Below are 26,179 nucleotides of genomic sequence, written 5' to 3' on the forward strand. Positions count from 1 at the left end.
ACGGGCGGCGGGTGTGGGGCGGTGGGGTGCTAGCTCGCGGGGTCGGCGTTCGCGTTTTCGTTGGCCTTGGCCTTGGCCTTGGTCGTCTTGGCCTTGGCGGCCTTGGTGGTGCTGCCCTTGGCCTTCTTCGCCGGCTTCTCGGCCGCCTGGTCGCGGGCCGTCTCGTCGCTGGTCGGCATCCAGCTGATGGTGGACTGGTCCTGGGGTTCCGCCGCAGGTTCCTGCTGGGCGGTGGCGTCCGCGCTCCAGGGCTCGGCGTCCATCGGGGCGGGCCCTGCGTCGGCGGAGCCGTCGAGCGGCGCGACCACGACGGGCTCGGCCGGAGCGGGCTCGTGGACGGGCTTGGCGGGCTTGCGCGCCGGCCGCGCGGGCGCGGCGGTGACGGGCTCGGCGTGGACCACGGGAGCGTCCTGGTAGGACTGCTGCGGCTCGTTCCAGTCGGTCTCGTCGTGCTGCGGCGGCTCGCTCCACTCGGTCCCGTCGTGCTGCGGCTCCTGGTAGGAGTGGTCCTCCTGGTGTTGCTCCTGCTCCAGCAGCCCATGCTCGGCGAGCGCGGCCTGGTAACCCTCGGCGTAGCCGGCGTCATAGCCCTCGCCGTAACCGTGCGCGTAGGGATCAGGCGCAGCCACCTCCTCCTCGACGGGCGCACAGTCATCCTGCGCCTGGAAGGAGTCGACCGGCGGCGCCCCACCGGCGGTGGTGCCCTCCCCGGCCCAGACCTGCCCCTCGGGCACCGAGGTCTCATCGCCGGCCCAGACACTGTCGTCCGGCTGACCGGACCAGCCGTCGGCTGCCGCGTCGGTGGCGGCGTCGGGGCCGACCGGCGCCGGGGTCGGGGTGACACCGGGGATCACGACGTCCTGCTCGGGAAGCGACGGGGCACCGAGCGGAATCGGGTGCCCGGCAACGCCACCCGAAACGGCGGCGGGGTCGGGAGCGGCTTGCGCACCGGCGGAGGGGTCGGCCGCGACGGGGCCGGTGCCCGGGACCGCGCTCGAGGAGGGGTCGACACCCGCGACACCGCCGGCGGTGGGGTTGATGCCCGTGGCCGCGCCGGTGGATGGGTCGGCGCCCGCGAGACCGCCGGGTGCCGGGTTGGTGCCGGCGACCGAACCGGCACCGGGGTCAGCAGCCGCGGCCGCACCGGTCGAGGGGTCAACAGCGGCGGGGCCGCCGGTGGCGGGGTCGGTGGCCGCGACCGCGCCACTCGAGGGGTCGGTGACCGCGAGGCCGCCTTCCGCCGCGCCGGCGGAGGGGTTGACACCTGCGGCCGTCCCCGCTGCGAGGTCGGTGACGGCAGGGCCGCCGGTCGGGGCGTTGGTGCCCGCGGCCGCTCCTGCGGCGGGGTCGGTGACGGTGGCACCGGCGGTCGGGGCGTTGGCGCCTGCGGCCGCTCCTGCGCCGGGGTCGGTGACGGTGGCACCGGCGGTAGGGGCATTGGCGCCTGCGGCCGCTCCCGCGGCGGGGTCGGTGACGGTGAGACCGCCGGTCGCGGCGTCGGTCCCCGCGGCCGTTCCCGCTGCGGGGTCGGTGACCGTGAGGGCGTCGGTGGTGGGGTCGGTGGCCGCGGCCGCGCCGGTCGACGGGTCGGCGGCGGCCAGGCCGCCGGTCGACGGGTCCGGCGCCGTGGCCGCCTCCGGCAGCACGCCCGGGACCACGGCCTCAGCCGGCGGGGCCGGGAGCAGGCCCGTCACCGGGTCGGGCGTGGCGGTCGGCGTGGGGACGACCGCCAGCCCGCCCGGCTCGGCCGCGCCGCCGCCCGTGCCGCCGGCCGCGCCCGGCAGCGGGGTGCCGGGGTCGGTCGGCTCGGGGACGGGGCCCTGGTCGGGCAGGTCAAGCGGGGGCAGCATCTGCGGGACGTTCGGGTCCGGGGTCCCGGTCTCCGCCGGCGCCACCAGCATCGTGCCCGACGGCGCCGCGGTCGGTGCCGGTGCGACGGCCGCCGGCTGTGACGGTGGCGCGACCGCAGCGGCCCCCGCCGACGGCTGCACACCACTGGGCGCCGGCGCGGCCGTCGGCCCGGCGGCCGCGCCCGGCGCCGCCGGGGCCGCGGAGGCCGCGGGTGTCTGCGCGGCCAGCGGGTCGACCGGCGCGGGCGTCGCGACGCCCGGCCCCGGCGACGGCGTGACCTGCGGCGCGCCCAGTCCGGCCGCCCCGGTGGCCGCGGGCGCGGCCGGGTCGGGCGTGGCGGTCGGCTGCGGCGCCGCCGGGTCGGGCGTGGCGGTCGGCTGGGGCGCGACCTGCGGCGAGACCTGGTCCGCGGCCGACGGTGGACCGGCCACCAGCGGCGGCGTCGGCAGGTCGGTCGGCGCCGGGTCGACGAAGACCTCGCCGTCCGCCGGCGGTGCGGCCCACGGGTCGGCCGACGACCCGGTGGTCGCGCACATGTCCGTACCTGTGCCGCTTATGTCGGACTGCACCCGCGCGAACGCGGGTACCTGGGCGAGCAGGCCCATCGCGCTCATCACTGCCACGGCGCCCAGCCGCGCACGCTTCTTCATCCCTGATCCCCCGTACATCAAAGAATTCGGCCGTCACTCCGGCACCGACCCGGACACGCGGCGCGACCACGCCCGTACGGCCGATGTTGCCGGAAGCAGGGCGCAAAAGATGAGAATCCGGAGAATCGGCCTCACATTCCCCAGAAGCCCCGGAAGGTCACAGGACGAGCAGGCCGTGGCTGTCCGCGCCGCGGCGCAGCGCCGCCACCACCTCGGCCAACCGCGGGCGAGGCGGCGGGCGGCGCTTGCCCAACCGCCGCAGCGCCTGCGTCGCGTGGCTCGTCGCCAGCGGCAGGTGCGGATAGTGCCGCAGCGCCACGTCGTCGACGATGCCCTCGCGGCGGCCGAACCAGGCCAGCGCACGCCACTGGGCCTGCCCGACGTACGCGGTGCAGGTGGACCCCGGCGGCGCCGGCAGCACCCGGACCCGCTCGAACCGGCGGCTGCCGGCCAGCCACCACTCGGCGCCGGCGACGGCGGGACGGGCCGCGGACTCGCACCAGTACGGCACGATCCCGTGGCAGAGCGTCAGCCACGGATCGAGCAGACCGTCGGACTCGATCGCGCACGCCTCGGCGCCCTTGCCGGCCGCGTACCAGTCGCGGTGCAGGTCGGCGACGCTGCCGCTGAGCGCGGCCGGCCGGCGGTAGACCACCCGGTGCAGGTCGGGTCGCAGGCGGCGCAGGTGCTGCTCGAACGCGGGCTCGCCGCCGACCTCGGCGTATTGCGCCGGCAGGTCGAGATCGGGATCGGTCCACAGTAGGCAGCCGATGTGGTAGAGCGTGTGCCGGAACGCCGAGTGGTCGGCGCTGTAGTCGTCCGGCCGCCAGCCGCTGACCGGGCTGCCGACCTGGAACGTGTGGCCGGGCCCCACCTTCGTCACCGGCCAGGTGCGCGCGTCGCGGACCACCATGGCCGCGCCGCCGTCGACCCGGCCGGCGAGGAAGTCCCGGTACGCGGCCGGCACCCGGCGCCAGCGCACGTGGAAGGTGAGGGTCGTTGCACACAGCCGGCCCTGGCGCACAGGGTCGTGCACCTGTCGCACGGTCACGTCCGGGTTGGCGGCCAGCACCGCGCGCGCCACGTCCCGTCCGGCGGCCTGCGCGTCCCGCCAGTCACCCCCGGCGCCGCCCGGCCAGGCCACCGTCAGCGTGAAGCCGCTGGGCAGCCAGGGTGCGCGCAGCGCCGCCGCGAGATGCACGGCGCCGCCGTGCGGCGAGCCGAACAGCACGGCCGGGTACGCGTCGGCAGGGTACCGCCCGCAGATCCACGCCGCGACGACCTCGGCGTCGACCCGGCCGGCGTCAGCGGCGTCGACGGCCTCGGCCCGCACGTCGCGGTCGACCACCTCGGGCCGCGCCATGCCGACGATGTGCGGGTTGCGACCCCGCACCGGCACCCAGCCCAGGGACGCGCAGTCCCGCTCGTCGACCGCCAGCGTCGCCACCTCGAGCAGCCGCCGTTCCAGGCTTTCCGGGCTCATCACCCGCTGCGCCGGCAGCGGACCGGCCGTGATGGCGACGCCATCGACCATCGTGCACCCCCTTCACCCGGCGCCCGCGTGCCCGCTGCGCGGCGACCGAAACACCGGAGGTCACGGCCAAGGTTTGCCGGCTGCTCAACCGCTGGTCGCTCGTACATCGGCGGATGGGCATCTCCGCACCGGAGCCTGCCGGTCATGAGCCTGCTCTGCGTCGCGCACCGCGCCGGCAACTCGCTGACCGGCCTGGGCGCCGCCCTCGCGGCCGGGGTCGACCTGGTGGAGGCCGACGTGCACCTGTACCGCGGTGTGCTGGAGGTCCGGCACCGCAAGGCGATCGGCCCGCACCTCTACTGGGAGCAGTGGCTGGAGATCGACCGCCGGCGCGACCTGGTCGTGCCGACGCTGCCCGAGGTGCTCGCCGTGGCGAACGGCGACCCGCGCCTCATGCTCGACCTGAAGGGTCCGTCACTCGCCGTCGCGCCGCGGGTCGCGCAGGCGCTGGGCGCGTACGCGCGGGGTGTGCCGATGGCGGTGTGCACCAAGCAGTGGGCGATGCTCGACGCGTTCGCCGGCCAGCCGCACGTGCGCCGCATCCTGTCCGCCGGCGACCCGGTGCAGTTGGCCCGCCTGCGCGCCCGCCTGCGCCGCGGCCGGGTGGACGGCGTGTCGATCCGGCTGCGGCTGCTGACCGAGGCGGTGGTCGACGAGTTGCGCCGGGCCACCGACCTCGTGCTGGCGTGGCCGGTGGACACGCCGGCGGCGCTGGCGCACGCGCGCCGCGTCGGGGTGACCGGCGTGATCAGCAAGAGCCTGCCGATGCTGGCGGGCCTGCGCACCGGCCCCGCCCTCGGGTTGGCCGCCTGACGTCAACGGCGAGCGGGCCAGCCCCCAGGCGCCCGCGAGCAGCAGCAGCGCCGCGCCGGCGAGCGCGGCCCGCGGCGTGAACCCGTGCGGCAGCGCGGCGTGGAAGGCCACGATGCTGAGCAGGTAGCTCGCCACCGGGTTGGTCACCGAGCCCGCGGTGACGGCGGCGGCCAGCGAACCCGAGGCGAACGCCTGCTGGCCGAGCAGCAGGGCGCCGAGAATCGCGCCGACCAGGGCGTATGCGGGCCAGTCGGTCAACGCCGCGCCGATGCCGTGCTCGTCCACCGTCTCGGCGCACACCTTGAGCAGGACGGCGCCGAGCGCCGAGCAGAGCGCGCCGCCGACGGCGAGCAGCGTCGCGTACCCGAAGCGGTCCTTGCGCCGGGCCGCGATCGCGACCAGCAGGCCCGCCGCGGCGGCGGTGGCGAGCGTCCCGACCAGGACGCGGGACGGGTCGGAGTGGCCGTGCGCCGGGACCGCGCCGCGGACCGTGAGGAAGAGCGTCAGCGCGCCGACGATGGCGCAGGCCGCGAGCCAGTCGGTCGCCCGCGGCCAGGTCCGCGTCCGCCGGGCGCCCAGCGGCAGCGCGAACAGGAGTTGCGTGGCGAGCAGCGGCTGCACCAGGGCGACCGAGCCGAGATGCAGCGCGGCGCCCTGCACACCGGCACCGAGCGCGCTGGCCACCTGGCCGCCGACCCAGGTCGGCGAGCGGACGAGCCGGTGCGCGACGCGCAGCAGCGGGAACGCGCCACCCTGGCGCGCCTCGGACCGCGCCACGCGCTGGGCACCGTGTTGCTGCAGCGCCGCCGCCACGGACAGGAGGACGGCGGCCGACAGGCCGAGCAGCACGACGAGAAGCATCCGCACCTCCCGCCGCGAACGATCTCACAGCACCCCCGCGCCGTCGTCGGGCCTGCGCGATCGGTCATCCGAAGTTCATCTGCGGTGACGTCCCTCCGCTGGTCGGCGCTTGTCATCGGGAGATGCCGGAGCGCCGGAAGGATCGTTCGTTGTACGGGTCACACGGGGTTGTCAGGTCGGCGGGTCTGGTCGCGGCGGGTGCGGTGCTGGCCGCGCTCGCGGGCTGCGGTGGCGGGGACGGGGCGACCGCCGCGCAGTGGGTGCCGGCGCCACCGTCGGCCGTGCCGCCGTCGCCGACCGCGCCCGCCCGGGTCGCCAAGCTCACCTCGGCCTGCAAGCTGCTCAGCGCCGAGGCGGTGATGAAGGTCCTCGGGCCGACGTCGAAGACGAAGCTCAAGGCGCGCGAGCTGCCGGTCGACAAGTCGGACGGCTCGGTCGCGTACGCGTGCTCGTACGGCAAGGACGGGCAGGAGCCGTTCGCGCTCAACGTGTCGACCAGGCCCGACCGCGCCGACGGCGCGCAGGAGGCGATCGACGCCATCGCCGACGCGTACGACGGCTCCACCCCGGTGGAGGGGGTCGGCGCTGCCGGTGTCGGCTACGTCACCGACGGCGGGTTCCGGCTGGTGGCGATCGCCGTGCCGTACGAGACCGATCTGCGCCTGGTCGTGTTCGGCGGCCCCAAGCTCGTGCCGCAGGCCAAGCTCGTCGAGGTCGCCGAGCAGGTGGTGGCGAAGATCTAGTCGACGGGGTCCGCGTACGAGCCGTGCAGGCCCGTGGCCTCGTCGCCCTGGGGATCGAAGACGACCAGGCCGTGCTTCTCGGCGAGTCGCAGCACCAGGTCGACCGCGTCGTCGCCAAGGGGGGTGTGGGCGATCGACATCGAGACGTGGTCGACGCCGACGGCCAGCGGGCGGCTGATCCAGGGCGACTCGTCGTCACCCGGCAGGTCGGGGAACGTCGCCAGCAGGTCGCCGTAGAAGGCGGCGATCGGCGGGGTCGGCGCCACCCCCGGGCTCGACCGCCCGGCGCGCTGGTCGGCCATCGCCCGGACGTCGTCGAGCGACGCTTCTGTCCCGGCCGCGAGTACCACTAGGTCGAAGCTCACCCCTACATGATCCACGACGGCGGCGAGCGCCTTGTCACGCCCACTGTGGATCGGTGAGTTGACGCAGCTGACCTGCGGCGACGCTGCCCACCGCGGCGGTGTAGGTGATCAGGAGCTGGGCCGCGCCCTCGTGCCGGAGGATCTGGCACTGCAGCTCGGCCGTGCCGAAGCGCGGGTTGACCAGCGTCTTCGTGCCACCGCGGCAGAGGGCCACCTTCTGCTCCCGCCACATCCGCTCGAACTCGGGGCTGCGGTCGCGCAACAGGCCGATCAGCCGGTCGGCGACGGCGGAGCCGGTCTCGACGGAGCGGGCCCGCAGGTCCGCGACGCGGGCCCGGCCCTCCTCCTCGCACTCCTCCGGCGGGTGCATCCAGCGCCCGGCCGGGTCGGTGAACCACCGGTACGTGCTGTAGCGCGCGTCGCCGGTGTAGCCGGAGTGGTCGCCGAGCAGCGCGACCGCCGCCGGGTTCTGCAGGAGCGTCTCGCCGTCGGTCGTCATCACCTGGGCCGGCGTGCCGCCGAGGCTCTCGACGAGCTGCCGCAGCGGCGCGGCCACCTCCGTCGCGGGCTCGGTCTGCACCCGGCGCACGCACGCGCGGTCGGCGACCCGGTAGAGGTAGTCCTGCTCGTCCTGGGTGAGCTGGAGCGCGCGGGACAGCGACTCCAGGATCTGGGCGGAGGGCGGGCCGATCCGCCCCTGCTCGAGGCGGCGGTAGTAGTCGGGCGACATGGCCGCCAGCTCCGCGACGTCCTCGCGGCGCAGCCCGCGGGTGCGCTGGCGGGAGCGGGTGATGTCCGGCACGAGCTGCGCGCGGCGAGAGCGCAGGAAATGCCCCAGTTCGTCCGTGCTCACGCCCTCCATTGTCGCCCCGCAACCGTCGGCCGAGGGGTGTCGAGTTGCCACCGCCACATTGGGGGTCAGGTCTTGCCCTGGCTCGCGCGCGGGCTCACGACCAGCATCGACGGCGCGGGGGCGTTGTCCGGGAGCCGTCGCGCCTGTGCTGAACCGGATGACCAGGGGGAAAACAGACATGACATTCGAGACCACGTCGGCTCACGGGGAAGGTCGCGACGCGGCGTCGTTGCGCGGCCTGGCCGGCGGGGGAGTGTTTCTGCCCGGGGACGAGGGGTACGACCGGGCCCGCACGACCTGGGCGCTCGGCGTCGACCTGCGGCCGGCGGCCGTCGCGTTTCCGCGCACCGCGGCCGAGGTGTCGGCCGTCGTCCGGGCGGCCGCGGTCGCCGGGCTGCGGGTGGCGCCGCTGGGCACCGGGCACAACGCGCATCCGCTCGACGACCTGGGCTCCACGGTGCTGCTGCGGATGAACGAGCTGACCGGGCTCGAGGTCGACGCTGACCGGCGGCGGATCCGGGCCGGCGCCGGCGAGGTCTGGCTGCCGGTCGTGGAGGCGGCGGGCGCGCACGGCCTCGCCGCGATGCACGGTTCGTCGCCGGACACCGGCGTGGTCGGCTATACCCTCAACGGCGGCCTGAGCTGGTACGCCCGCTCGTTGGGCCTGGCCGTGAACAGCGTCACCGCCGTCGAGATCGTCACCGGGTCCGGCGAACTGACCAGAGTGGACGCCGACCACGAGCCCGACCTGTTCTGGGCGCTGCGCGGGGGCAACGCCGCCAACTTCGGTGTGGTCACGGCGCTGGAGTTCACCGCGTACCCGATCGAGACCGCGTACGCCGGCATGCTCGTCTTCGACGTGACGCACGCGCACCGGGTGCTGGAGCGCTGGGTGGACTGGTCGTCGACGGCACCGGACGCGGTGACCACCGCCTACCGCCACCTGAGCTTCCCGCCGATCCCGGAGGTCCCGGAGCTGTTCCGCGGTCGCTCCCTGGCCGTGGTCGACGGCGCCGTCGTGGCGGACGACGCCGAGGCCGAACGGATCATCGCACCGTTGCGGGAGCTCGGCCCCGAGGTCGACACGTTCGCCCGGGTGCCCGCCGCGACGCTGCCGCGGCTGCACATGGACCCGGAGCAGCCGACGCCCGGTGGCGGACGGTCCGTCTCGCTCGGCGCCCTGCCGGCCGCGGCGGTGGACCGGTTCGTGGAGGTCGCCGGCCCCGACTGCGGGCTGGCCGTGGTCGAGCTCCGCCAGCTCGGCGGCGCGCTGGCCCGGCGGCCCGAGGGTGCCGGCGCCGTGGGCGCGCTGGAAGGCTCGTTCGGGCTGCTGGCCGCCGGCCTGACGCTGCCGGAGACGGCCGAGGCGACGATCGCGAGCGCCGAGCGGGTCGTCGACGCCATGGCGCCGTGGGCGCACGGCCTCGAGTACCTCAACTACCACGAGGTGCGGATCGACCCGGCCCGGGCGTACGACGCGGCGACGCTCACGAAGCTGCGCCAGATCCACAAGGACGTCGACCCGACCGGCCAGTTCGTGGCCAACCACCCGCTGGGCTGACGTGCGGGACCCCGCGCCGCGACGGTGCGGCGCGGGGCCCCTGTCTCCTCACAGGATCGGCTTGCCGCCGGTGACCGGGATGACGGCGCCGGAGATGTAGCTGGCCTCGTCGGAGGCGAGCAGCACGAACGGCGGCGCGACCTCCTTGGGCTGGCCGGGCCGGCCGAGCGGCGTGTTCTTCCCGAACTCCTCGACCTGCTCGGGCGGCATCGTCGACGGGATCAGCGGTGTCCAGATCGGACCCGGCGCCACCGCGTTGACCCGGATGCCGCGGTCGCCGAGCAGTTGCGCCAGGCCGGCGGTGAAGTTGGCGATCGCGCCCTTCGTCGTCGCGTACGGCAGCAGGGTCGGCTTCGGTGTGTCGTAGTTGATCGAACTGGTGTTGATGATCGACGCACCCGCGCCGAGGTGCGGCAGCGCGGCCTTGACCACCCGGAACATCGCGGTGATGTTGACGTCGAAGGTGTGCTGCCACTCCTCGTCGGTGACCTCCTCGACGGTCTCGTGGGTCATCTGGAAGGCCGCGTTGTTGACGAGCACGTCGATGCCGCCGAACTCGGCGACGGCCACGTCGACGACCCGCCGGCACTGGGCGGGGTCGGCCAGGTCACCGGGCACGAGCACCGCCCGGCGCCCGGCCTCCTCGACCAGCTTCGCGGTGTCGCGCGCGTCCTCGTCCTCGTTGAGATAGGCGATCAGCACGTCGGCACCCTCGCGGGCGAACGCGATCGCGACGGCCCGGCCGATGCCGCTGTCGCCACCGGTGACCACCGCCCGCTTGCCCTCGAGCCGGCCGCTGCCGCGGTAGCTGTCCTCGCCGTGGTCCGGCTTCTCGCGCATGGCGCCGAGCCGGCCGGGCGGCTGCTGCTGGATTTCCATCGTGGTCGTCCCGTCTCAGAAGAAGCGGCGCCGGCGGCGGCCGGAGCCGAGCAGGTCGGCGACCTGGCGCATGCCCTTGGTGACGCCGCTCGGGCCGCGGCGGGCCTCGACGACCTGGCTGATCTTGCGGATGCCGGCGGCGGCCAGCGGCAGGGCGACCGCGACCACTGCCCAGCGCCGCACCACTGTGGCGAGCATCAGGTTTCCTCCCTCGATGAGCGGATACCTGGCGAATACCCAGCCGGCGGGCGATTACGCGCGCATCTTCCGCGCCCTCGGGGGTACTGGCCAGGCATGAAGGTCGTCGTGGTGGGTGCGTCCGGCAATGTGGGCTCGGCGGTGCTGCGCCGGCTGGCGCGGGAGCCCGAGGTGACGGAGATCGTCGGTGTCGTCCGCCGCGTTCCCGAGGCGGCCGCCGGCGCGCCGTACTCCGATGTGGACTGGTGGTGCGTCGACGTCGCCGGGCCAGGCGCGACCGGGGCGCTCGCCGAGGCGGCCAAGGGCGCCGCCGTGCTGATCCACCTGGCGTGGCAGATCCAACCGAGCCACGACCAGAAACGGCTCCGGCGTACGAACGTGCAGGGCGCGGCGAACGCGGTGATGGCGGCAATGCGGGCCGGCGTGCCCGCGCTGGTGGTCGCCTCCTCGGTGGGCGCGTACGCGCCGGGTCCGAAGGACTACGAGGTCGGCGAGTCGTGGCCGGTGACCGGGGTGCGCTGGTCGACCTACAGCCGCGACAAGGCGCACGTGGAGGCCATGCTGGACGAGGTGGAGCGCCGCTATCCGGCGCTGCGGGTCGTGCGGATGCGGCCGGGCCTGACCTTCCAGCGCCCGGCGGCGTCCGAGATCTCCCGGCTGTTCGTCGGCCCGCTCGCGCCGCTCGGGCTGCTGCGCTTCGGCCGCCTGCCGGTGCTGCCCGGCGGGCCGCGGCTGCGGGTGCAGGGCGTGCACGCCGACGACGTCGCCGACGCGTACGTCCGGGCGGCGCTGTCCGACGTGAAGGGTGCGTTCAACCTCGCCGCCGGCCCGGTGCTGGACGGGCCCACGCTCGCGAAGCGCTACCACGGCCGGGTGGTCCCGGTGCCCGTGCCGCTGCTGCGGGCGGCCGCCGGCCTGACCTGGCACGCCCGGCTGCAGCCCGTCGAGCCCGGCTGGATCGACCTGGCGACGCGCGTGCCGCTGCTGTCGTCGGCCCGCGCGGCGGCCGAGCTGGGCTGGCAACCCAAGATCGACGCGCTGGCGGCCATCGACGAGCTGTTGCGCGGGATGGCCGAGCGCGCGGGGGCGCCGACCGAGCCGCTGCGGCCGGAGCCGCCGGCGCCCGCCCGGCTGGCCGGGATGGTCGTGCGCCCGCCGGGGCACGGTGACCCGTACTGACCGGTTTGACCCATGCGGCGCCGGGTACCCGCTTCGGTATGAAGGCCCTCGTGATCAACTGCACGCTCAAGCCGAGCCCGGCGCCCTCCAACACCGAGGCACTGGCCGACGTCGTCGTCGCCGAGCTCCGGAAGTCCGATGTGGATGTCGAGGTCGTCCGGGCGGTCGACCACGACATCCGCCCCGGCGTCGAGGACGACATGGGCGACGGCGACGAGTGGCCCGCGATCCGGGCCAAGGTGCTCGACTCCGAGATCCTGGTCATCGCGACGCCCACCTGGGTCGGCAAGCCGTCGTCGGTGGCGCAGCGGGTGATCGAGCGGATGGACGCGCTGATCAGCCAGACCGACGACGAGGGCCGCCCGGTCGCCTACAACCGCGTGGCCGGCGTGGTCAACACGGGCAACGAGGACGGCGCGCACCACGTGATCACCGAGATCTGCGGCGCGCTGGTCGACATCGGCTACACGATCCCGGCACAGGCCTGGACCTACTGGCACCTTGGCCCCGGCGCGGGCCCGAACTACCTCGACGACCAGCGCGGCCACGACTGGTCCGACAAGACCGGCCGCGCGATGGCCGCCAACCTGGTCACCGTCGCCCGCGCCCTGGCGGCGAACCCGCTGGGCCCGCCGCCGAGCTGACGTAGCGTCGATGGGTGGGGTTCCAGAGCCGACTGGTCAACCCGGTCGTGCGGCTGGCCTGGGCGTTGCGGCTGCCGATCCCGGGCGACGCGCTCCTGGAGACGACCGGCCGGCGGTCCGGGAAGCGGCGGCGCACCCCGGTCTGCGACGGCCTGGCCGGCGACGTCTTCTGGCTGGTCTCCCAGCGGGGCCGGGACGCCGACTGGGTGCGTGACCTGACGGCCGAACCGCGGGTGCGGGTCAGGGTGAGCGGCGGCCGCTGGCGCGCCGGCACCGCCCACGTGGTCGCCGGCGACGACCCGGCCGCCCGTCGCCAAAGCATCGGGACCACCCTGGCGCGCCGCCTCTGCCTGGCGACCGCCGCGCTGTCGGACGCCGACCCGGTGACGGTCCGGATCGACCTGGACCCCTGACCCCCCCGGGCGGAATGGCGTCGCGCGGTGGCCGCCGGTTAGCCTCTCCTAACTTGTCGCGGTTGGGGGGCGGATGGCGGAGGCCACGGACGGTGCGAGCCGCCGGTTGATCAGGGGGATGTTCCGGCGCCAGCGCCGCCTCGTCGCGCTGACGGCCGGGTTCTGGTCGATGCACCAGCTCTGCGAGGCGCTCGTACCCGTCGCCATCGGTCTCGTCGTGGACCAGGCCGTCGGGACCGGCTCCACGACCGCGATGGCCTGGTCGCTGCTGGGCATCTTCGGCCTGTTCACCGCGCTCACCATGGGCTGGCGCACCGGGCTCTGGTTCGGCACCCGGGCCGAGCTCGAGGAGGCGCACGAGCTGCGGATGCGGGTCGTCCGCCGGGTCGTCACCGGGCGCGGCATCCGCACCGACCGGCAGACCGGCGAGCTGCTCTCGATCGCCACGTCCGACACCGCGGGCGCCGCCGAGCTGCTCGAGCTCGGCAGCCGGGTCTTCTCCGCGTCGATCGGCCTGGTCGTCTCGACCGTCGTGCTGGTGCGCATCGACTGGTCGCTCGGCATCGGGCTGATGATCGGCGTACCCATCCTCGTGCTCGCCCTCAACGCGCTCGGCCCGCTGGTCGAGCGGCACACCTCGGCGCAGCAGGAGGCGCTCGGTCAGGCCGCCGGGACCGCCTCGGACCTGCTCACCGGGCTGCGGCCGCTGCGCGGGTTCGGCGGTGTCGAGGAGGCCGCCCGCCGCTACCGGTCGGCCAGCCGCACCTCGCTGAAGGCCAACGTCGGCGCGATCAAGGCCGGCGCCGCGTTCGTCAGCGTCTCCACCTTCACCACCGGCCTGCTGATCGCGGTCGTGGCCGCGCTGGCCGGCTGGTTCGCGCTGCGGGACCGCATCACGATTGGCGAGTTGATCACCATCGTCGGGCTCGCCGCGTTCCTCACCGACCCGGTGCTCAACCTCGCGCACTGCGTCTTCCGGCTCGCGACCGCGCGGGCCGGCGCCGCCCGGGTCGCCGAGGTGCTCGAGGCGCCCGAGCGGGCCGGCGCCGGCGGCACGACCGCCGCGGCCGGGCCCCTCGCGCTCGACGACGTCCACACCGCCGGCCTCGACGGTGTCAGCCTGGTCGCCGGGCCGGGGGAGCTGGTCGGCGTCGCCACCTCCGACATCGCCGCCGCGGACGCCGTCACCGAGCTGCTCGCCGGCACCCGCCGGCCCGACCGGGGCGCGGTGACGCTGGGCGGGACGCCCCTGCCCGAGCTGGACGTGGCCGCGCTGCGCCGGGCGCTGCTCGTCGAGCCGCACGCGGTCGACCTGTTCGGCGACACCCTGCGCGACGCCCTGCGCACCGACGACCGCCAGGAGGACGCCGCGCTGACCCGGGCGCTGACGGCCGCCTCGGCGACCGAGCTGAGCGACGGCGGCCTCGACCACGAGCTGCTCGACCACGGCGCCAACCTCTCCGGCGGCCAGCGGCAGCGGGTGGCGGTGGCCCGGGCGCTGCTCGCCGACCGCCCGGTGATGGTCTTCCGCGACCCGACGACGGCCGTCGACGCGGTCACCGAGCACGCGATCGCCGAGGGCATCCGGGAGCACCGCGACGGGCGGGCGACCGTCCTCGTCACGACGAGCGCGCCGCTGCTCGACCGGTGCGACCGCGTGGTCTTCGTCGACGCCGGCCGGGTCGCCGGCACGGGACGCCACCGGGACCTCCTGGCCGTCCCCGCGTACGCGGACGTGGTGCTGCGATGACCGCGATCCTGCCCGTCGCGACGGGCCGCGCCACCGCCCGCGCGTTCGGCCGCAAGCTGCGCCGGTACCCGCTGCTGGGGCTGCTCGCCGTGCTCGCCTCCGTCGCCGCCAGCGTCTTCGCGGTGCTCGTGCCGATCCTGCTCGGCCGCATCGTCGACCTGGTGGCCGCCCGCGGCAGCACCGGCGAGCTGCTCGGCATCGCCGCCTGGACCCTGGTCGCGGGCCTGGCCGCCGCCCTGCTCACCGGCGCAGCCCGCTGGCTCGTCGCCGAGTGGGGTGCCCGGGCCAGCGCCGACCTGCGCGAGGAGGTGCTCGACCACGCCCTGCGGATGGACTCGGCCCGGCTCGAGGCCGCCGGCGCGGGCGACGTGGCCTCCCGGGTCACCGACGACGTCGAGCGCGTCACCGACGCGACCCAGCTCGCCGCGGACGTCTTCGGCGCCCTGGTCACCGTGGCCATCACCTTCGCCGGCTTCGCGACCCTGGACTGGCGGATCGCGGTTGCCTTCCTCGTCGTCTTCCCGGTCTACGCGGTGAGCCTGCGCCGCTTCCTCCCGCAGGCCGAGCGGCGCTACGCCGTCGAGCGGCGGGCCGTCGCGGTGCAGACGCGCAGCCTGCTGTCGACGTTCACCGGCGCGCGCACGGTCCACGCGTACGGGATGGAGGACCGGCAGAGTGCCCGCGTCGAGCAGGCCTCGCGCGGCGCCGTCGACGCACGGCTCGACGCGACCCGCGGTTTCCTCTGGTTCTCCAACGTCATGAACTACGCGGAGGCGCTGGGCCTGAGCGCGGTGCTGTTCAGCGGCTTCCTGCTGGTGCGGGCCGACGCCAGCACCGTCGGCGAGGTGACCGCAGCGGCGCTGCTCTTCCACCGCCTGTTCGGCCCGCTCGGCATGCTGCTGTTCAGCTTCAACGACGTGCAGTCCGCCGGCGCCGCGCTGGCCCGGCTGGTCGGCGTGGCCGACCTGGAGCTGCCGGCGCGGGCGGGCGTCGGGCGGTTCGACGTGCGGCCCGGCGTGGCGGTCGTCGCGACCGGGATCCGGCACCACTACCTGGACGGGCCGACCGTGCTGCACGACGTGTCGGTGGAGATCCCGGCCGGGCGGTCGCTGGCCGTCGTGGGGTCGAGCGGAGCGGGCAAGACGACGCTGGCCGCCATCCTCGGCGGCGTCTTCCCGTCGACCGGCGGCGAGGTGCGGCTCGGCGGGCGGCCGATCGCGGACCTGGCGCCGGACGAGCTGCGTCGCCTCGTCGGCGTGGTCACCCAGGAGGTGCACGTCTTCGCGGGGACGCTCGCCGACGACCTGCGGCTGGCCGTACCCGACGCGTCCGACACCGACCTGCAGGCCGCGCTGAAGCTGGCCGGGGCCGACGAGTGGGTGGCGGCGCTGCCCGATGGCCTGGCGACCCGGATCGGCGACGGCGAGCACCCGCTCTCGGCGAGCCAGGCGCAGCAGCTCGCGCTGGCCCGGATCGCGCTGGTCGACCCGCCGGTGGTCATCCTCGACGAGGCGAGCGCGGAGGCGGGCAGCGCCGGCGCCCGCCAGCTCGACCAGGCGAGCGCGGCCCTGATCCAGGACCGCACGGCGATCGTGGTCGCGCACCGCCTGACCCAGGCCCAGACCTGCGACCGGATCGCCGTGATGGCACACGGCCGCATCGTCGAGATCGGCACGCCGGCGGAGCTGATCGCCGCCGGCGGCGCGTACGCCGAGCTGTGGGCGGCCTGGCACCGCTGACGTGCTAAGCCGGCACGATCATCGGTGTGCCCGCGACCGGGTCCGGGACGATCAGGCAGCTCAGGCCGAAGACCTTCTCGACCAGGGCGGCCGTGACCACCTCGGTGGGTGCGCCCTCGGCCACGATCTGGCCCGCCGACATCGCGATCAGGTGGTCGCAGAACCGGCACGCCAGGTTGAGGTCGTGCAGCACGACCACGATGGTCTTGCCGGACTCCTCGTTCAGCTCGCGCAGCAGCCGCAGCAGCTCGACCTGGTGGTTGATGTCGAGGAACGTGGTCGGCTCGTCGAGCAGCAGCAGGTCGGTGTCCTGCGCCAGCGCCATCGCGACCCAGACCCGCTGGCGCTGCCCGCCGGAGAGCGAGCGGATCGGCCGGTCGATCAGGTCGGCGGTGCCGGTGGCGGCCATCGCCCGCGTGACCGCGTCGTGGTCGCGGTCGGTCCACCGGCGGAACCAGCCCTGGTGCGGATAGCGGCCGCGGGAGACCAGGTCGGCGACCGTGATGCCGTCGGGCGCCACCGGCGACTGCGGCAACAGGCCGAGAACCTTGGCCACGTCGAGCGTACGGAGGTCCGCCAGCGCCGTGTCGTCGAGGAAGACGGCGCCGGCCCGGGGCGCCAGCAGCCGCGCCAGGCCACGCAGCAATGTGGACTTCCCACAGGCGTTCGCACCCACGATCGCGGTGACCCGGCCGTCAGGGATGACGACGTCCAGGTTCCGCACGACGTCGCGGTCGTCGTACCCGAGGGACAGCTCCTGCGTACGCAATCGGCTCATCCGCCTGCTCCTTGCCTGTTGGTGGTGGCCAGCAGCCACAGCAGATAGGGCGCGCCGACCGCGCCGGTCACCACGCCGGTGGGCAGTGGGGTCGGCATCAGGTGCACCGCGACGAGGTCGGCGGCCAGCAGCAGTGCGGCACCGACGAGGGCCGACGCGACGATGCCGCCGGTGGCCGGGCCGAGGAGCCGGTTGGCGATCGGCCCCGCGACGAGGGCGACGAAGACGATCGGGCCCGACGCCGACACCGCCACGGCGACCAGCACCAGGCCGACGCCGAGCAGGGCGGCGCGGCTCAGCTCCGCCCGCGTGCCGAGGGTGCGGGCGGAGTCGTCGCCCAGCTCCAGGGCCCGCAGCGGGCGCTGCAGCAGCATCGCGATCGGCAGCAGCACGACCAGCGCGCCGAAGAGCAGGCGCAACTCGGTGTCGCTGGCCTGGCCGACGGAGCCGGTCAGCCAGTGCATCGCCTGCCGGGCCTCGAAGAGCTGCGCCCGGGAGAGGACGAAGCCGACCAGGCCGTCGAAGAACGCCGCGATGCCGATGCCGATCAGGATGAACCGGTAGCCGGACACGCCGTCGCGCCAGGCCAGCACGTACATCAGGGTGGCGGCGAGCAGGGCGCCGCCGAGCGCGAGCCCGCTGACGACGAGGCCGCCGGCCTGCAGCACCACGATGCCGACGACCGCGGCCAGGCCGGCGCCGGAGGTGATGCCGACGAAGTCGGGGGAGGCCAGCGGGTTGCGCAGGATCTGCTGGAAGATCGTGCCGGAGGCGCCGAGGGCGAGCCCGACGCCGAGCGCGGACGCGGCGGTCGGCAGGCGCAGGTCGCGCACGACGAAGTCGACGCCCGGGCTGTCGCTCAGGTGCAGCATCGAGGCGACGACATCGAGCGCGCCGATCCGGAAGCTGCCGATCATCATGGTGACGACCAGCAGGGCGAACACCAGGATCGCCAGGCCGACCAGCACGGCGGTGGTGCGGGCCTCGCGGCGGCGGCGGTTGGCCTTCAGGGCAGCGCTGGTGTCCACTGTAGACGCGGTGAGGGTCGACACTCAGACCTCCGACAGCCGGGCGTAGCGCACGATCGCGACGAACGCGGGCGCGCAGACCACGCCTAGCACGACGCCGACCTGCACCTCGTCGGGCGCGCCGGCCACCCGACCGAGCACGTCGGCGAGCAGCAGCACGATCGGGGCGAGGAGCATCGAGTAGGGCAGGATCCAGCGGTAGTCCGGGCCGCAGATGAACCGGGCGATGTGCGGCACGACGAGCCCGACGAAGACGATCGGCCCGCAGGCGGCGGTGGCGGCACCGGCCAGCACCGCGACGACGGCGAAGGCGGCGATCCGGGTGCGGCCGACGTGCTGGCCGAGCCCGCGGGCCATGTCCTCGCCGAGCGCGAGGCCGTTGAGCGCCCGGCCGAAACCGAGCGCGGCGACCAGGCCGACCAGCAGGAACGGGGCCACGCCGGTGAGGATCGGCGCGTACCGGCCCGCCAGCGAGCCGACCGTCCAGAACCGGAGCTCGTTGAGCGCGTCCACATTGGTCATCACGATGCCGGAGGTGACCGAGGTGAGACCCGCGGTCACGGCCGCGCCGGCCAGCGCGAGCTTGACGGGGGTGGCGCCCTCGCGGCCGAGCGAGGCGATGGCGTACACGAGGATCAGGGCCGCGATCGCGCCGGCGAAGGCGAACCAGACGTAGACGCCGACGCCGCGCAGGCCGAGCACGGTGATCGCGAAGACGACGAAGGCGGCGGCGCCCGAGTTGATGCCCATGATGCCCGCGTCGGCGAGCGGGTTGCGGGTCACGCCCTGCAGGATCGCGCCGGCGACGCCGAGCGCGGCGCCGACCAGGATGCCCAGCAGCGTGCGGGGCACCCGCAGCTCCAGCGTGATCGTGCTGCCGATCGACCCGTCGTCGTCGAAGCTCCGCAGGGCGTGCAGAACCTCGGACAGGTCGATGTCGCGGGACCCCTGCGTCACGCTCAGGAACGCGACTAAGGCGAGGACGCCGCAGAGCGCGGCCAGCCCCGGCCCGAGGGCCGAGGCTCGCCGCGCGCCTCTGGTCGCCGGTCGGCTAGCTACCGACATTCGGATCCGCGGCCTTGACCGCCTCGGTCAGCTTGTCGAGCTCGGTCGCGAAGTCACCGTAGGTGTGCAGCCAGAACGCCGGCCACGCGACCGTGGCGCCGGCCTTCGCCGCCTTGATCTTGAACCAGGTCGGCTGCTTCTTGCCCCACTCGTCGTTCGCGGTCGGGGTGAACGAGCGTCCGTCCCAGAGGATCAGGTCCGGCTGGTACTTGTCGGCGTTCTCCCAGGAGAGGTTCTCCCAGTACGGGAAGCCCGGGTCGGGGCTGCCCGGCGCGAGCACGTCCAGGCCGAAGCTCTTGAGGTCGAGCAGCTCCGGCGCGTATTCCGGGTTGGCGACGTAGAGCTTGTCGTCGGCGGGCGACATGGCCGCGACGGACAGCCCCGGCTTGGCCGCGACGGCCTCCTTGAACTTCGCGACCGACTCCTCGAAGCGCTTCTTGTTGGCCGCGATCTCCGGGCTGTCCACCTTGGCGCCGAGGCTCTTGGCGAGCTGCTCGTAGCCGTCGGCCAGCTCGACGATGGACTTGCCCTGCGAGACGCCCGTGACGGGCGCGAGCTCGGCGAGCTTCTTGCTCTTCTCGTCGACGCCCTCTTCCATGCCGCTGTGGGCCTTTTCCGCCGGCCACCAGTCACCGACGATCAGGTCCGGCGCCAGCGAGGCGGCCTTCTCCACATCGATCTTGCCCCATTCCTCGCCCAGGATCGTGATCCCGGTGAGGTCCAGGTTTTTCAGGTTGGGGTCGGTCTTGACCGGTTCGTCGGAGTAGATGCCGACCGGCTTGATGCCGAACGACATCAGGGCCGCCGCCTCGCCGGCGTGCGCGATGATCCGCGTCGGTGCCTTGTCGGCCTTGACCGTCTGGCCGTTGCCGCCGGTGAACGACCAGGGCCCAGCCGCGGCGGCGGGGGCCTCACCGCCGCTATCGGTGTTGCTGCCACAACCCGCGAGTGCGGCGCCGAGCACCACAACCGCGAGGATCGGACGCCACGCGCGCATGAAGTCTTCCGTTCTCGTGATCCGCGCCAGCTCCAACGGCCGGACGGTTAGGGTAGGCTAACCATCGCTCGGCCCGTTGGCTAGTCGGGGCCCCCAGATTGAGCAGGGCTGATCCGTTTATCCGGCCGTTGTCCGGGAAGTCGTGGCGCGAGAGCCGGAGTCTCCGCGGGGGAGTGCCGATGGCAGCGACGTCGATGGCGATCGACGCTTCGCCGGAGCGGGTCTTCGCGGTGCTGGCCGACGGTTGGAGCTACGCGAGCTGGGTGGTGGGCGCGTCCCACATCCGCGCGGTGACACCGGAATGGCCGGCCGTCGGCGCCACCCTCCACCACCAGATCGGCCCGTGGCCCCTGCACGTCAAGGACGAGTCGGTGGTGTCCGAGGTCGTCCCCGACCGCCTGCTCGAACTCCATGCCCGCGCGTGGCCGCTGGGCGAGGCGACGATCCGCCTGGACCTGGAGCCGCTCGACAAGGCGACGTGGGTGACGCTGTCGTACGACCTGATCGCGGGGCCGGGTCGCCTCGTCCCGTCCCAGCTCAGGTCGGCCCTGCTCCGCCCGCGCAGCGCCGAGATGCTGAGCCGCCTGAGCGACATCGCCCAACGCCGCACCACCCCGGCCTGATCCGACCACTGTGGGCCAGGCGGGTAGAGTCGCGCGCCATGAGGGGCCGGACCCGGCTGGCGGCCGCGGCCGCGGCGGCCGGATTTCTGGCGGTGGCGTTCGGCATCCGCCTGGCGAGCGGCGCCGGCGTCCTGGACAGCACGGGCGCGCTCGCCCAGCGCTCGGGAACGGCGCTGTACGCGTCCATGGTCTACGCGGGCGTCTTCGTCCTGCGCCCGGCGACGCGGCCGCCGGCAGCGGCTGCGGCGGCGATCGCCTTCTGCTGGCTTGTCGAGCTGCTGCAGCTCACCGGCTGGCCGGCCGCCCTCTCCGCGCGCAGCCTGATCGCCCGCCTGGTCCTGGGCGTCCAGTTCGACGCGGCGGACCTGCTCTGGTACGCCGTGGGCGTGCTGCCACTGGCCCTGCTCCACCACGCCCTGAGGCGGACGGATCCGTAGCGCGGCGGACCGACGAGTCGCCCGGTTGGGGGAGCCCGGGCGACCCGTCGGCCTGGGCGGGCCCGCCCGGTCTCAGGCGTAGTGGTCCCGGACCTTGTTGGCGTGACCCTCGGAGAGCGTGTCGCCGACCAGCGGCATGAAGTGCGGGGCGCTGGTGATGGTCGACCGCTCGTAGCGCACCCGGATGCCGTTCGGGTCGATGTCGGCGTCCTTCAGGTCGACCAGGTGCATCGAGCGCCGCAACCGTCCACTGACGACCGCCGCCACGCCCCAGGGCATGTCGAGCTCGGTCGGGTAGCGGTAGATCGCACGGATCTTGCCCGCCGGGCGGTTGTCGCGGTCGCGCAGGTCGCGCCCGATCATGGGTTCCGCGGCTACGGTCATCGGAGCCTCCCGGGGAGGGGAACGGACACCCGTCAGCCTCGCGGAAGTGCCGAGGGCTCCGCATCGGTGGCGACACCCATCCCGGGCGTACGCGTCAGCAGGCGCAGGCGCACCTCCGTGCCCCCGGCGGGGCTTGCGCCCAGTGCCAGGTCCGCGCCGGCCAGCAGGGCACGCTCGCGCATCCCGCGGATGCCCGCACCCTCGGGGGCGCCGCGCAGGCCGCGGCCGTCGTCGCGGACCAGCAGCTCGACGCCGCCCGGGGCCCGCCGCAGGGTCAACGTCACCGCCTCCGCCCGGGCGTGCCGGGCGACGTTGGTCAGGCCCTCCTGGGCGACCCGGTAGAGCACCAGCTCCGCCGACGGCTCCAGCGCCGGCAGGTCGGGCCCGATCTTCGCGCGCACGCTCAGCCCGCGCGTCGAGAACTCCGTCGCCAGCGACCGCAGCGCGGCGGTCAGGCCCAGCTCGTGCAGCACCCCGGGGCGCAGCCGGCGGGCGATGCGGCGGATCTCGTCGAGGCTGTTGCGGGTCGTCTCCTGCACCTCGTGCAGCTCCGCGCGGACCTCCTCGGGCGCGTGGTCACCGACGCGTTTCAGCTCGAGCAGCACCGCGGTCAGGCTCTGGCCGACCTCGTCGTGCAACTCCTGGGCGATCCGGCGGCGCTCGTCCTCCTGCGCGGTCAGGGCCCGGCCGGCGCTGGTGGCCCGCTCTGTCTCCAGCCGCTCCAGCATCGTGTTGAACGCGCGCACCAGCGTGGCGATGCCCGAGCTGTCGGTCTCCGCGAGCCGCCGCCCCGGGCGCAGCAGGTCGACCGCGGCCATCGTGCGGGTCAGCCGGGACAGCGGCGCGAGCCCGACCCGCAGCAGTATGGCGTTCGTCACCAGCGTCGCCGCGAGGCCGACGAAGACCACCGCGACCTCGGCCGTCTTCGCCGGCGTCGAGACGGTGGCCGGGGTGAACAGCAGCAGTGCGGTCGCCACGGACAGCACCGCCGCGTTCAGCACGAAGATCCGCCAGAACAGGGACACACCACGAGCTTCCGGGTACGGAGGCCCCGCGCCAACCTCGCGGGACAGATAAATGGGTGTTGACACCCATGGCAGCCGGTCCCGGTATCACGTTTCCTGGGAGCGGTGAGCGTCGAAACGATCTTGATATTCGTCCTCGCCGCGGTGGCGGTGGTGGTGGCGGTCCGGTGGATAGCCGAGCGCACGGGCCTGCCCGCCGCGGCGCTGCTGCCGCTGATCGGCATCGCGTACGCGCTGCTGCCCGGGCCGAACCTCGACCTGGACCCCGAGATCATCCTGACGTTCGTGATCCCCCCGCTGCTCTACAGCGCGGCCCTGGACTCCTCGCTGCTCGCCATCCGGCGCAACATGCGGATCGTGGTCAGCCTCTCCGTCGTGCTCGTGCTGGCCACCGCGCTGGTGATCGGGGTCGGGTTCCACTGGTTCGTGGCCGGCGCGACGCTCGCCGCCGGCATCGCGGTCGGTGCCGCGATCGCCCCGCCCGACCCGGTCGCCGCGCTCGGCGTCGGTCGCAAGGTCGGCCTGCCGCCCCGACTGCTCACGATCATCCAGGGTGAGGGCCTGCTCAACGACGCGACCGCGCTGACCATCCTGAGCGTGGCCGTGGCCGCCGCGGTCGGCGACGGGTTCTCCTGGGGCTCGGCGGTCGGCCAGTTCGCCTTCGCCGCCGTGGGCGGCGTGCTGGTCGGTGTCGCCGTCGCCTGGGTGGTGCGGTTGCTGCGGCGGCTGCGCGACGACCCGCTCAGCGCGAACGCGATCTCGCTGGCCACGCCGTTCGCCGCGTACCTGCTGGCCGAGGAGATCCACGTCTCCGGCGTCCTCGCGGTCGTGATCGCCGGTCTGATCATCGGCCACCACGCGCCGGGCGGTTCCGGGGCGAGCCGGCTGCAGACGACGGCGGTCTGGCGGCTCGTCGACTTCCTCCTCGAGGGCTTCGTGTTCCTGCTGATCGGCCAGCAGCTGCCGCGGGTCGTCCGGAACCTCGAGCAGTACGAGCTCTCGACGATCGTGATCGCCGTGGCCATCAGCGTCGGCGTGGTGCTGCTGCTGCGCCCGCTGTGGCTCCTGCTGACCCAGTCGCTGCCCCGCTCGCTGCACACGCGGCTGATCCGCGACGAGTCCGACGAGGACGAGCCCGAGCCGCGCCGGGGCCTGGCCGGTCGCGAGGTGGTCGCGCTGAGCTGGGCCGGCACCCGCGGCGTGATCAGCCTGGCCGCGATCTTCGCGCTGCCGCTCACCACCGACAGCGGCGCCCCGTTCCCGGACCGCGACCTGCTGCTGTTCTGCACGTTCGTCGTCGTGCTGGTCACGCTGGTCGGCCAAGGGCTGACCTTCGCGCCGCTGGTGCGGATGCTCGGGCTGCGGGCCAACGTCGCCGACCAGGCCCGGCTGCGCAACGAGGCCCGTTCGGCCTCGGTGGAGGCGGCGCTGGAGCGGCTCAGCGAGCTCGCCGAGGAGGGCGACGAGGACGAGCGGCGCGCGATCGAGGCCATGAGCATCCAGCTGCGCGCCCGGCAGGCCCGCTACCAGGGCCGGATCGACCTGCTCCGGGACGCGGACTCGGCGGAGCTGCCGGTCTCGGAGCGCTACGAGGCCGCGCTGCGGGTGCGCCGGGCGGCCATCGACGCCCAGCGCGAGGAGGTCGTCCGCTGGCGCGACGCGGGCCGCCTCCCCGACGAGGGCCTGCGGGTGCTCCAGCGCGAGCTCGACCACGAGGAAGGCCTCCTGCCGACGCGTTAGAAGTAGCGCAGCCACACGTACCCCCAGGCGACCGTCACGGTCACCACCGTCGTGACGATGCCGTACTTCGTGAACTGCCAGAACGAGATCGGCTGGCCGTGCTGGGCGGCGATGCCGAGGACGACGACGTTCGCGCTCGCCGCCACCGCGGTGCCGTTGCCGCCGAGGTCCGCGCCGAGGGCGAACGACCACCAGAGCGACTCGCCGGTCTGCGGGTCCGGTGCGCGGGCCACCAGGTCCTCGACCACCGGTGCCATCGTCGCCACGTACGGGATGTTGTCGAAGAACGCGCCCAGGATCGCCGAGCCGAACACCAGCGTGCTCGCGGCCAGGAAGTAGTTGTCGCCGATCGCGTCGACGGCCCACCCGCCCAGCGCGTGGATGACCCCGGTCTCGACGAGCCCGCCGACCATCACGAACAGGCCCATGAAGAAGACCAGCGTCGTCCACTCGACCTCGGCGAGATAGTCGGAGCTCTTCGCGCCGGACACGAGGACCATCAGGCCGGCGCCGAGCAGCGCGATGATGGCCGGCTCGAGGTGCAGCACGCTGTGCAGCGCGAAGGCGACCGTCACGAGCCCCAGCACGGCCAGGCAGCGGGCCAGCAGCGCCCGGTCCTTGATGGCCGCGCTCCCGTCGAGCCGCAGCACCGCCTCGACCCGGTCCGGGTTGTAGACGAAGGACTTGCGGAACATGAACCGCGACATGATGACGAACAACACGAACAGCACGACGACGATCGGTCCCATGTGGACGATGAAGTCGTTGAACGTCAACCCGGCCCGGGTTCCGATGATCATGTTGGGTGGGTCGCCGACGAGCGTGGCCGCGCCGCCGATGTTCGACGCGAGCGCCTCGGCGATCAGATAGGGCGCGGCCGGCAGGTGCAGGCGCTGGCAGATGGCGATGGTCACCGGGGCGACCAGCATGACGGTGGTGACGTTGTCGAGGAACGGCGACGCCACGGCGGTGATGACCATGAGCAGGACCAGCAGCTTGTACGGGTGCCCCCGGGAGCGCTTGCCGGCCCAGATGCCGAGGAACTCGAAGATGCCGGTCTGCTTGATGACGCCGACGATGATCATCATGCCGAGCAGCAGGAAGATGACGCCCCAGTCGATGCCGGCGTGCTCGTCGTAGAAGACGTCGTCGCCGGGGAGCAGCCCGAGCGCGGCCATCAGGCCGGCGGCACCGAGCACGACGGCGACGCGGTGGATCCGTTCCGTGGCGATGAGGAAGAACGCGACCGAGAAGATGACGACGGCCGCGATGGGCCCGAACCCGTTCACCGGCGGCGCCCTGGCGGACCGGTCTCGTACGGCTGGTCATGGGGTGAAAAGGCCATGCGAAACGATCGCCTGCCGCACCGGCCCCTTACCATCGGTGCGCGCACCCACATCCGCGGGCGGGCGACCCCTACGGTTCGATGAGTCCGACCCTGATCGCGTACCGGGTGAGCTCCAGGCGGTCCTTGAGCCCGAGCTTCTGCAACAGGTTGGCCCGGTGCCGCTCGACGGTCTTCACGCTGATGTAGAGCAGGTCCGCGATCTCGCGTGACGTGTGGCCTTCGGCGACGAGCTTGAGCACCTCCTCCTCGCGGTCGGTGATCGCCCGCGCCGGCACGCCGTCACCGTCCTTGACCCGTTCCAGGTAGTGCCGGACGAGCGCGTTGACGGCACCCGGGTAGAGGAACGGCTCGCCCCGCATCGCGGCGCGGCAGGCGGCCACCAGGTCGCGGTCGGCCACCGACTTGAGCACGTAGCCGGAGGCGCCGACCTTGAGCGCCTCGAAGAAGTACTGCTCGTTGTCGTACATCGTCAGGATCAGGATCCGCAGTTCCGGCATCGACCGGGACAGCTCGCGGGCCGCCTGGAGGCCCGTCATCCGCGGCATCGCGATGTCGAGCACCGCGAGGTCGGGCCGCTCCCGGGCCGCCAGCTCGATCGCCTCGGCGCCGTCGGCGGCCTCGGCGACCACGGTCAGGCCGGGCTCCCCGTCGAGGATCAGCCGCACGCCGCGCCGCACCAGGGCGTGGTCGTCGGCGAGCAGGATCCGGGTGTCGGGCATCG

The 26,179-nt window shown here is 74.1% G+C and carries 25 protein-coding genes; 10 read left to right on the forward strand and 15 right to left on the reverse strand.

The window, feature by feature from the left end; genetic code table 11:
- Nucleotides 1–29 precede the first annotated feature (29 nt).
- From Asi02nite_RS25475 to Asi02nite_RS25485, 3 genes are all read right to left on the reverse strand, one after another.
- Nucleotides 30–2,501, reverse strand: coding sequence for a hypothetical protein (locus tag Asi02nite_RS25475; RefSeq protein WP_203716439.1), 2,472 nt, complete (start codon nucleotides 2,499–2,501; stop codon nucleotides 30–32).
- Nucleotides 2,502–2,658: 157 nt separating this feature from the next.
- Nucleotides 2,659–4,035, reverse strand: a complete 1,377-nt coding sequence (locus Asi02nite_RS25480) for a hypothetical protein (RefSeq protein WP_203716440.1) — start codon at nucleotides 4,033–4,035, stop codon at nucleotides 2,659–2,661.
- 414 nt (nucleotides 4,036–4,449) lie between these two features.
- The gene (locus Asi02nite_RS25485; protein WP_203716441.1) at nucleotides 4,450–5,709 is read right to left on the reverse strand and encodes a DMT family transporter; all 1,260 of its coding nucleotides are present in this window, start codon (nucleotides 5,707–5,709) and stop codon (nucleotides 4,450–4,452) included.
- A 149-nt stretch (nucleotides 5,710–5,858) separates the two neighbouring features.
- Between Asi02nite_RS25485 and Asi02nite_RS25490 the strand changes: the two genes are divergently transcribed.
- Nucleotides 5,859–6,452: a hypothetical protein gene (locus Asi02nite_RS25490; RefSeq protein WP_203716442.1), complete on the forward strand. Its 594-nt coding sequence runs from the start codon at nucleotides 5,859–5,861 to the stop codon at nucleotides 6,450–6,452.
- Here Asi02nite_RS25490 and Asi02nite_RS25495 read toward each other — a convergent pair.
- Both Asi02nite_RS25495 and Asi02nite_RS25500 read right to left on the reverse strand, forming a co-directional pair.
- A complete protein-coding gene (locus Asi02nite_RS25495; protein WP_239127076.1) occupies nucleotides 6,449–6,817 on the reverse strand; it encodes a hypothetical protein in 369 nt (122 codons plus the stop codon). The two genes, Asi02nite_RS25490 and Asi02nite_RS25495, sit on opposite strands and share 4 nt — an antisense overlap.
- 34 nt (nucleotides 6,818–6,851) lie before the next feature.
- The gene (locus tag Asi02nite_RS25500) at nucleotides 6,852–7,670 is read right to left on the reverse strand and encodes a helix-turn-helix transcriptional regulator (RefSeq protein ID WP_203716443.1); all 819 of its coding nucleotides are present in this window, start codon (nucleotides 7,668–7,670) and stop codon (nucleotides 6,852–6,854) included.
- A gap of 178 nt (nucleotides 7,671–7,848) precedes the next feature.
- Between Asi02nite_RS25500 and Asi02nite_RS25505 the strand changes: the two genes are divergently transcribed.
- Nucleotides 7,849–9,231: an FAD-binding oxidoreductase gene (locus tag Asi02nite_RS25505; protein WP_203716444.1), complete on the forward strand. Its 1,383-nt coding sequence runs from the start codon at nucleotides 7,849–7,851 to the stop codon at nucleotides 9,229–9,231.
- Nucleotides 9,232–9,279: 48 nt separating this feature from the next.
- Here the strand turns inward: Asi02nite_RS25505 and Asi02nite_RS25510 are convergent, their stop codons facing one another.
- Nucleotides 9,280–10,110, reverse strand: a complete 831-nt coding sequence (locus Asi02nite_RS25510) for a glucose 1-dehydrogenase (protein WP_203716445.1) — start codon at nucleotides 10,108–10,110, stop codon at nucleotides 9,280–9,282.
- A 15-nt stretch (nucleotides 10,111–10,125) separates the two neighbouring features.
- Nucleotides 10,126–10,308, reverse strand: coding sequence for a hypothetical protein (locus Asi02nite_RS25515; protein WP_203716446.1), 183 nt, complete (start codon nucleotides 10,306–10,308; stop codon nucleotides 10,126–10,128).
- 96 nt (nucleotides 10,309–10,404) lie between these two features.
- Between Asi02nite_RS25515 and Asi02nite_RS25520 the strand changes: the two genes are divergently transcribed.
- The 5 genes from Asi02nite_RS25520 to Asi02nite_RS25540 all read left to right on the forward strand — a co-directional run bounded on the left by Asi02nite_RS25520 (nucleotide 10,405) and on the right by Asi02nite_RS25540 (nucleotide 16,033).
- Nucleotides 10,405–11,487, forward strand: a complete 1,083-nt coding sequence (locus Asi02nite_RS25520; RefSeq protein ID WP_203716447.1) for an NAD-dependent epimerase/dehydratase family protein — start codon at nucleotides 10,405–10,407, stop codon at nucleotides 11,485–11,487.
- Between the two features lie 38 nt (nucleotides 11,488–11,525).
- The gene (locus Asi02nite_RS25525; protein ID WP_203716448.1) at nucleotides 11,526–12,131 is read left to right on the forward strand and encodes a flavodoxin family protein; all 606 of its coding nucleotides are present in this window, start codon (nucleotides 11,526–11,528) and stop codon (nucleotides 12,129–12,131) included.
- A 14-nt stretch (nucleotides 12,132–12,145) separates the two neighbouring features.
- Nucleotides 12,146–12,544 carry a nitroreductase/quinone reductase family protein gene (locus Asi02nite_RS25530; protein WP_203716449.1) on the forward strand — a complete coding sequence of 133 codons (399 nt, stop codon included), beginning with the start codon at nucleotides 12,146–12,148 and terminating at the stop codon, nucleotides 12,542–12,544.
- Between the two features lie 73 nt (nucleotides 12,545–12,617).
- Nucleotides 12,618–14,294 (forward strand): ABC transporter ATP-binding protein, encoded by a 1,677-nt coding sequence (locus Asi02nite_RS25535; protein ID WP_203716450.1) that lies wholly within the window; start codon nucleotides 12,618–12,620, stop codon nucleotides 14,292–14,294.
- A complete protein-coding gene (locus Asi02nite_RS25540) occupies nucleotides 14,291–16,033 on the forward strand; it encodes an ABC transporter ATP-binding protein (RefSeq protein WP_203716451.1) in 1,743 nt (580 codons plus the stop codon). The genes Asi02nite_RS25535 and Asi02nite_RS25540 overlap by 4 nt, the downstream gene beginning before the upstream one ends.
- A 4-nt stretch (nucleotides 16,034–16,037) precedes the next feature.
- Here Asi02nite_RS25540 and Asi02nite_RS25545 read toward each other — a convergent pair whose 3' ends face one another.
- The 4 genes from Asi02nite_RS25545 to Asi02nite_RS25560 are packed head-to-tail and all read right to left on the reverse strand — an operon-like array spanning nucleotide 16,038 to nucleotide 19,901.
- Entirely contained in the window at nucleotides 16,038–16,811 is a 774-nt protein-coding gene (locus Asi02nite_RS25545; RefSeq protein ID WP_203716452.1) for an ABC transporter ATP-binding protein, read from the reverse strand.
- Nucleotides 16,808–17,863: a FecCD family ABC transporter permease gene (locus Asi02nite_RS25550; protein WP_239127079.1), complete on the reverse strand. Its 1,056-nt coding sequence runs from the start codon at nucleotides 17,861–17,863 to the stop codon at nucleotides 16,808–16,810. The genes Asi02nite_RS25545 and Asi02nite_RS25550 overlap by 4 nt, the downstream gene beginning before the upstream one ends.
- Nucleotides 17,864–18,904, reverse strand: a complete 1,041-nt coding sequence (locus tag Asi02nite_RS25555) for a FecCD family ABC transporter permease (protein ID WP_203716453.1) — start codon at nucleotides 18,902–18,904, stop codon at nucleotides 17,864–17,866.
- Complete coding sequence (locus Asi02nite_RS25560) at nucleotides 18,891–19,901, reverse strand: ABC transporter substrate-binding protein (protein ID WP_203716454.1); 1,011 nt, start codon at nucleotides 19,899–19,901, stop codon at nucleotides 18,891–18,893. Before Asi02nite_RS25560 ends, Asi02nite_RS25555 begins: the two co-directional genes overlap by 14 nt.
- 179 nt (nucleotides 19,902–20,080) lie before the next feature.
- On the opposite strand from Asi02nite_RS25560, the gene Asi02nite_RS25565 reads away from it, so the two are divergent.
- Both Asi02nite_RS25565 and Asi02nite_RS25570 read left to right on the forward strand, forming a co-directional pair.
- A complete protein-coding gene (locus Asi02nite_RS25565) occupies nucleotides 20,081–20,524 on the forward strand; it encodes an SRPBCC family protein (protein WP_203716455.1) in 444 nt (147 codons plus the stop codon).
- Nucleotides 20,525–20,562: 38 nt separating this feature from the next.
- A complete protein-coding gene (locus tag Asi02nite_RS25570) occupies nucleotides 20,563–20,961 on the forward strand; it encodes a ribosomal maturation YjgA family protein (RefSeq protein WP_203716456.1) in 399 nt (132 codons plus the stop codon).
- Between the two features lie 72 nt (nucleotides 20,962–21,033).
- Here the strand turns inward: Asi02nite_RS25570 and Asi02nite_RS25575 are convergent, their stop codons facing one another.
- Both Asi02nite_RS25575 and Asi02nite_RS25580 read right to left on the reverse strand, forming a co-directional pair.
- A complete protein-coding gene (locus Asi02nite_RS25575) occupies nucleotides 21,034–21,345 on the reverse strand; it encodes a hypothetical protein (protein WP_203716457.1) in 312 nt (103 codons plus the stop codon).
- Nucleotides 21,346–21,377: 32 nt separating this feature from the next.
- Entirely contained in the window at nucleotides 21,378–22,370 is a 993-nt protein-coding gene (locus Asi02nite_RS25580) for a sensor histidine kinase (RefSeq protein WP_203716458.1), read from the reverse strand.
- A 105-nt stretch (nucleotides 22,371–22,475) separates the two neighbouring features.
- Here Asi02nite_RS25580 and Asi02nite_RS25585 point away from each other — a divergent pair, with 105 nt between their 5' ends.
- Entirely contained in the window at nucleotides 22,476–24,110 is a 1,635-nt protein-coding gene (locus Asi02nite_RS25585) for a Na+/H+ antiporter (protein ID WP_203716459.1), read from the forward strand.
- Here Asi02nite_RS25585 and Asi02nite_RS25590 read toward each other — a convergent pair.
- Both Asi02nite_RS25590 and Asi02nite_RS25595 read right to left on the reverse strand, forming a co-directional pair.
- On the reverse strand, nucleotides 24,107–25,399 hold the full coding sequence (locus tag Asi02nite_RS25590; RefSeq protein ID WP_203716460.1) for an ArsB/NhaD family transporter: 1,293 nt from the start codon (nucleotides 25,397–25,399) through the stop codon (nucleotides 24,107–24,109). The two genes, Asi02nite_RS25585 and Asi02nite_RS25590, sit on opposite strands and share 4 nt — an antisense overlap.
- 127 nt (nucleotides 25,400–25,526) lie before the next feature.
- A complete protein-coding gene (locus Asi02nite_RS25595; protein WP_203716461.1) occupies nucleotides 25,527–26,177 on the reverse strand; it encodes a response regulator in 651 nt (216 codons plus the stop codon).
- Nucleotides 26,178–26,179: the final 2 nt, after the last annotated feature.

Source organism: Asanoa siamensis (assembly GCF_016862555.1).
Lineage (GTDB): Bacteria > Actinomycetota > Actinomycetes > Mycobacteriales > Micromonosporaceae > Asanoa > Asanoa siamensis.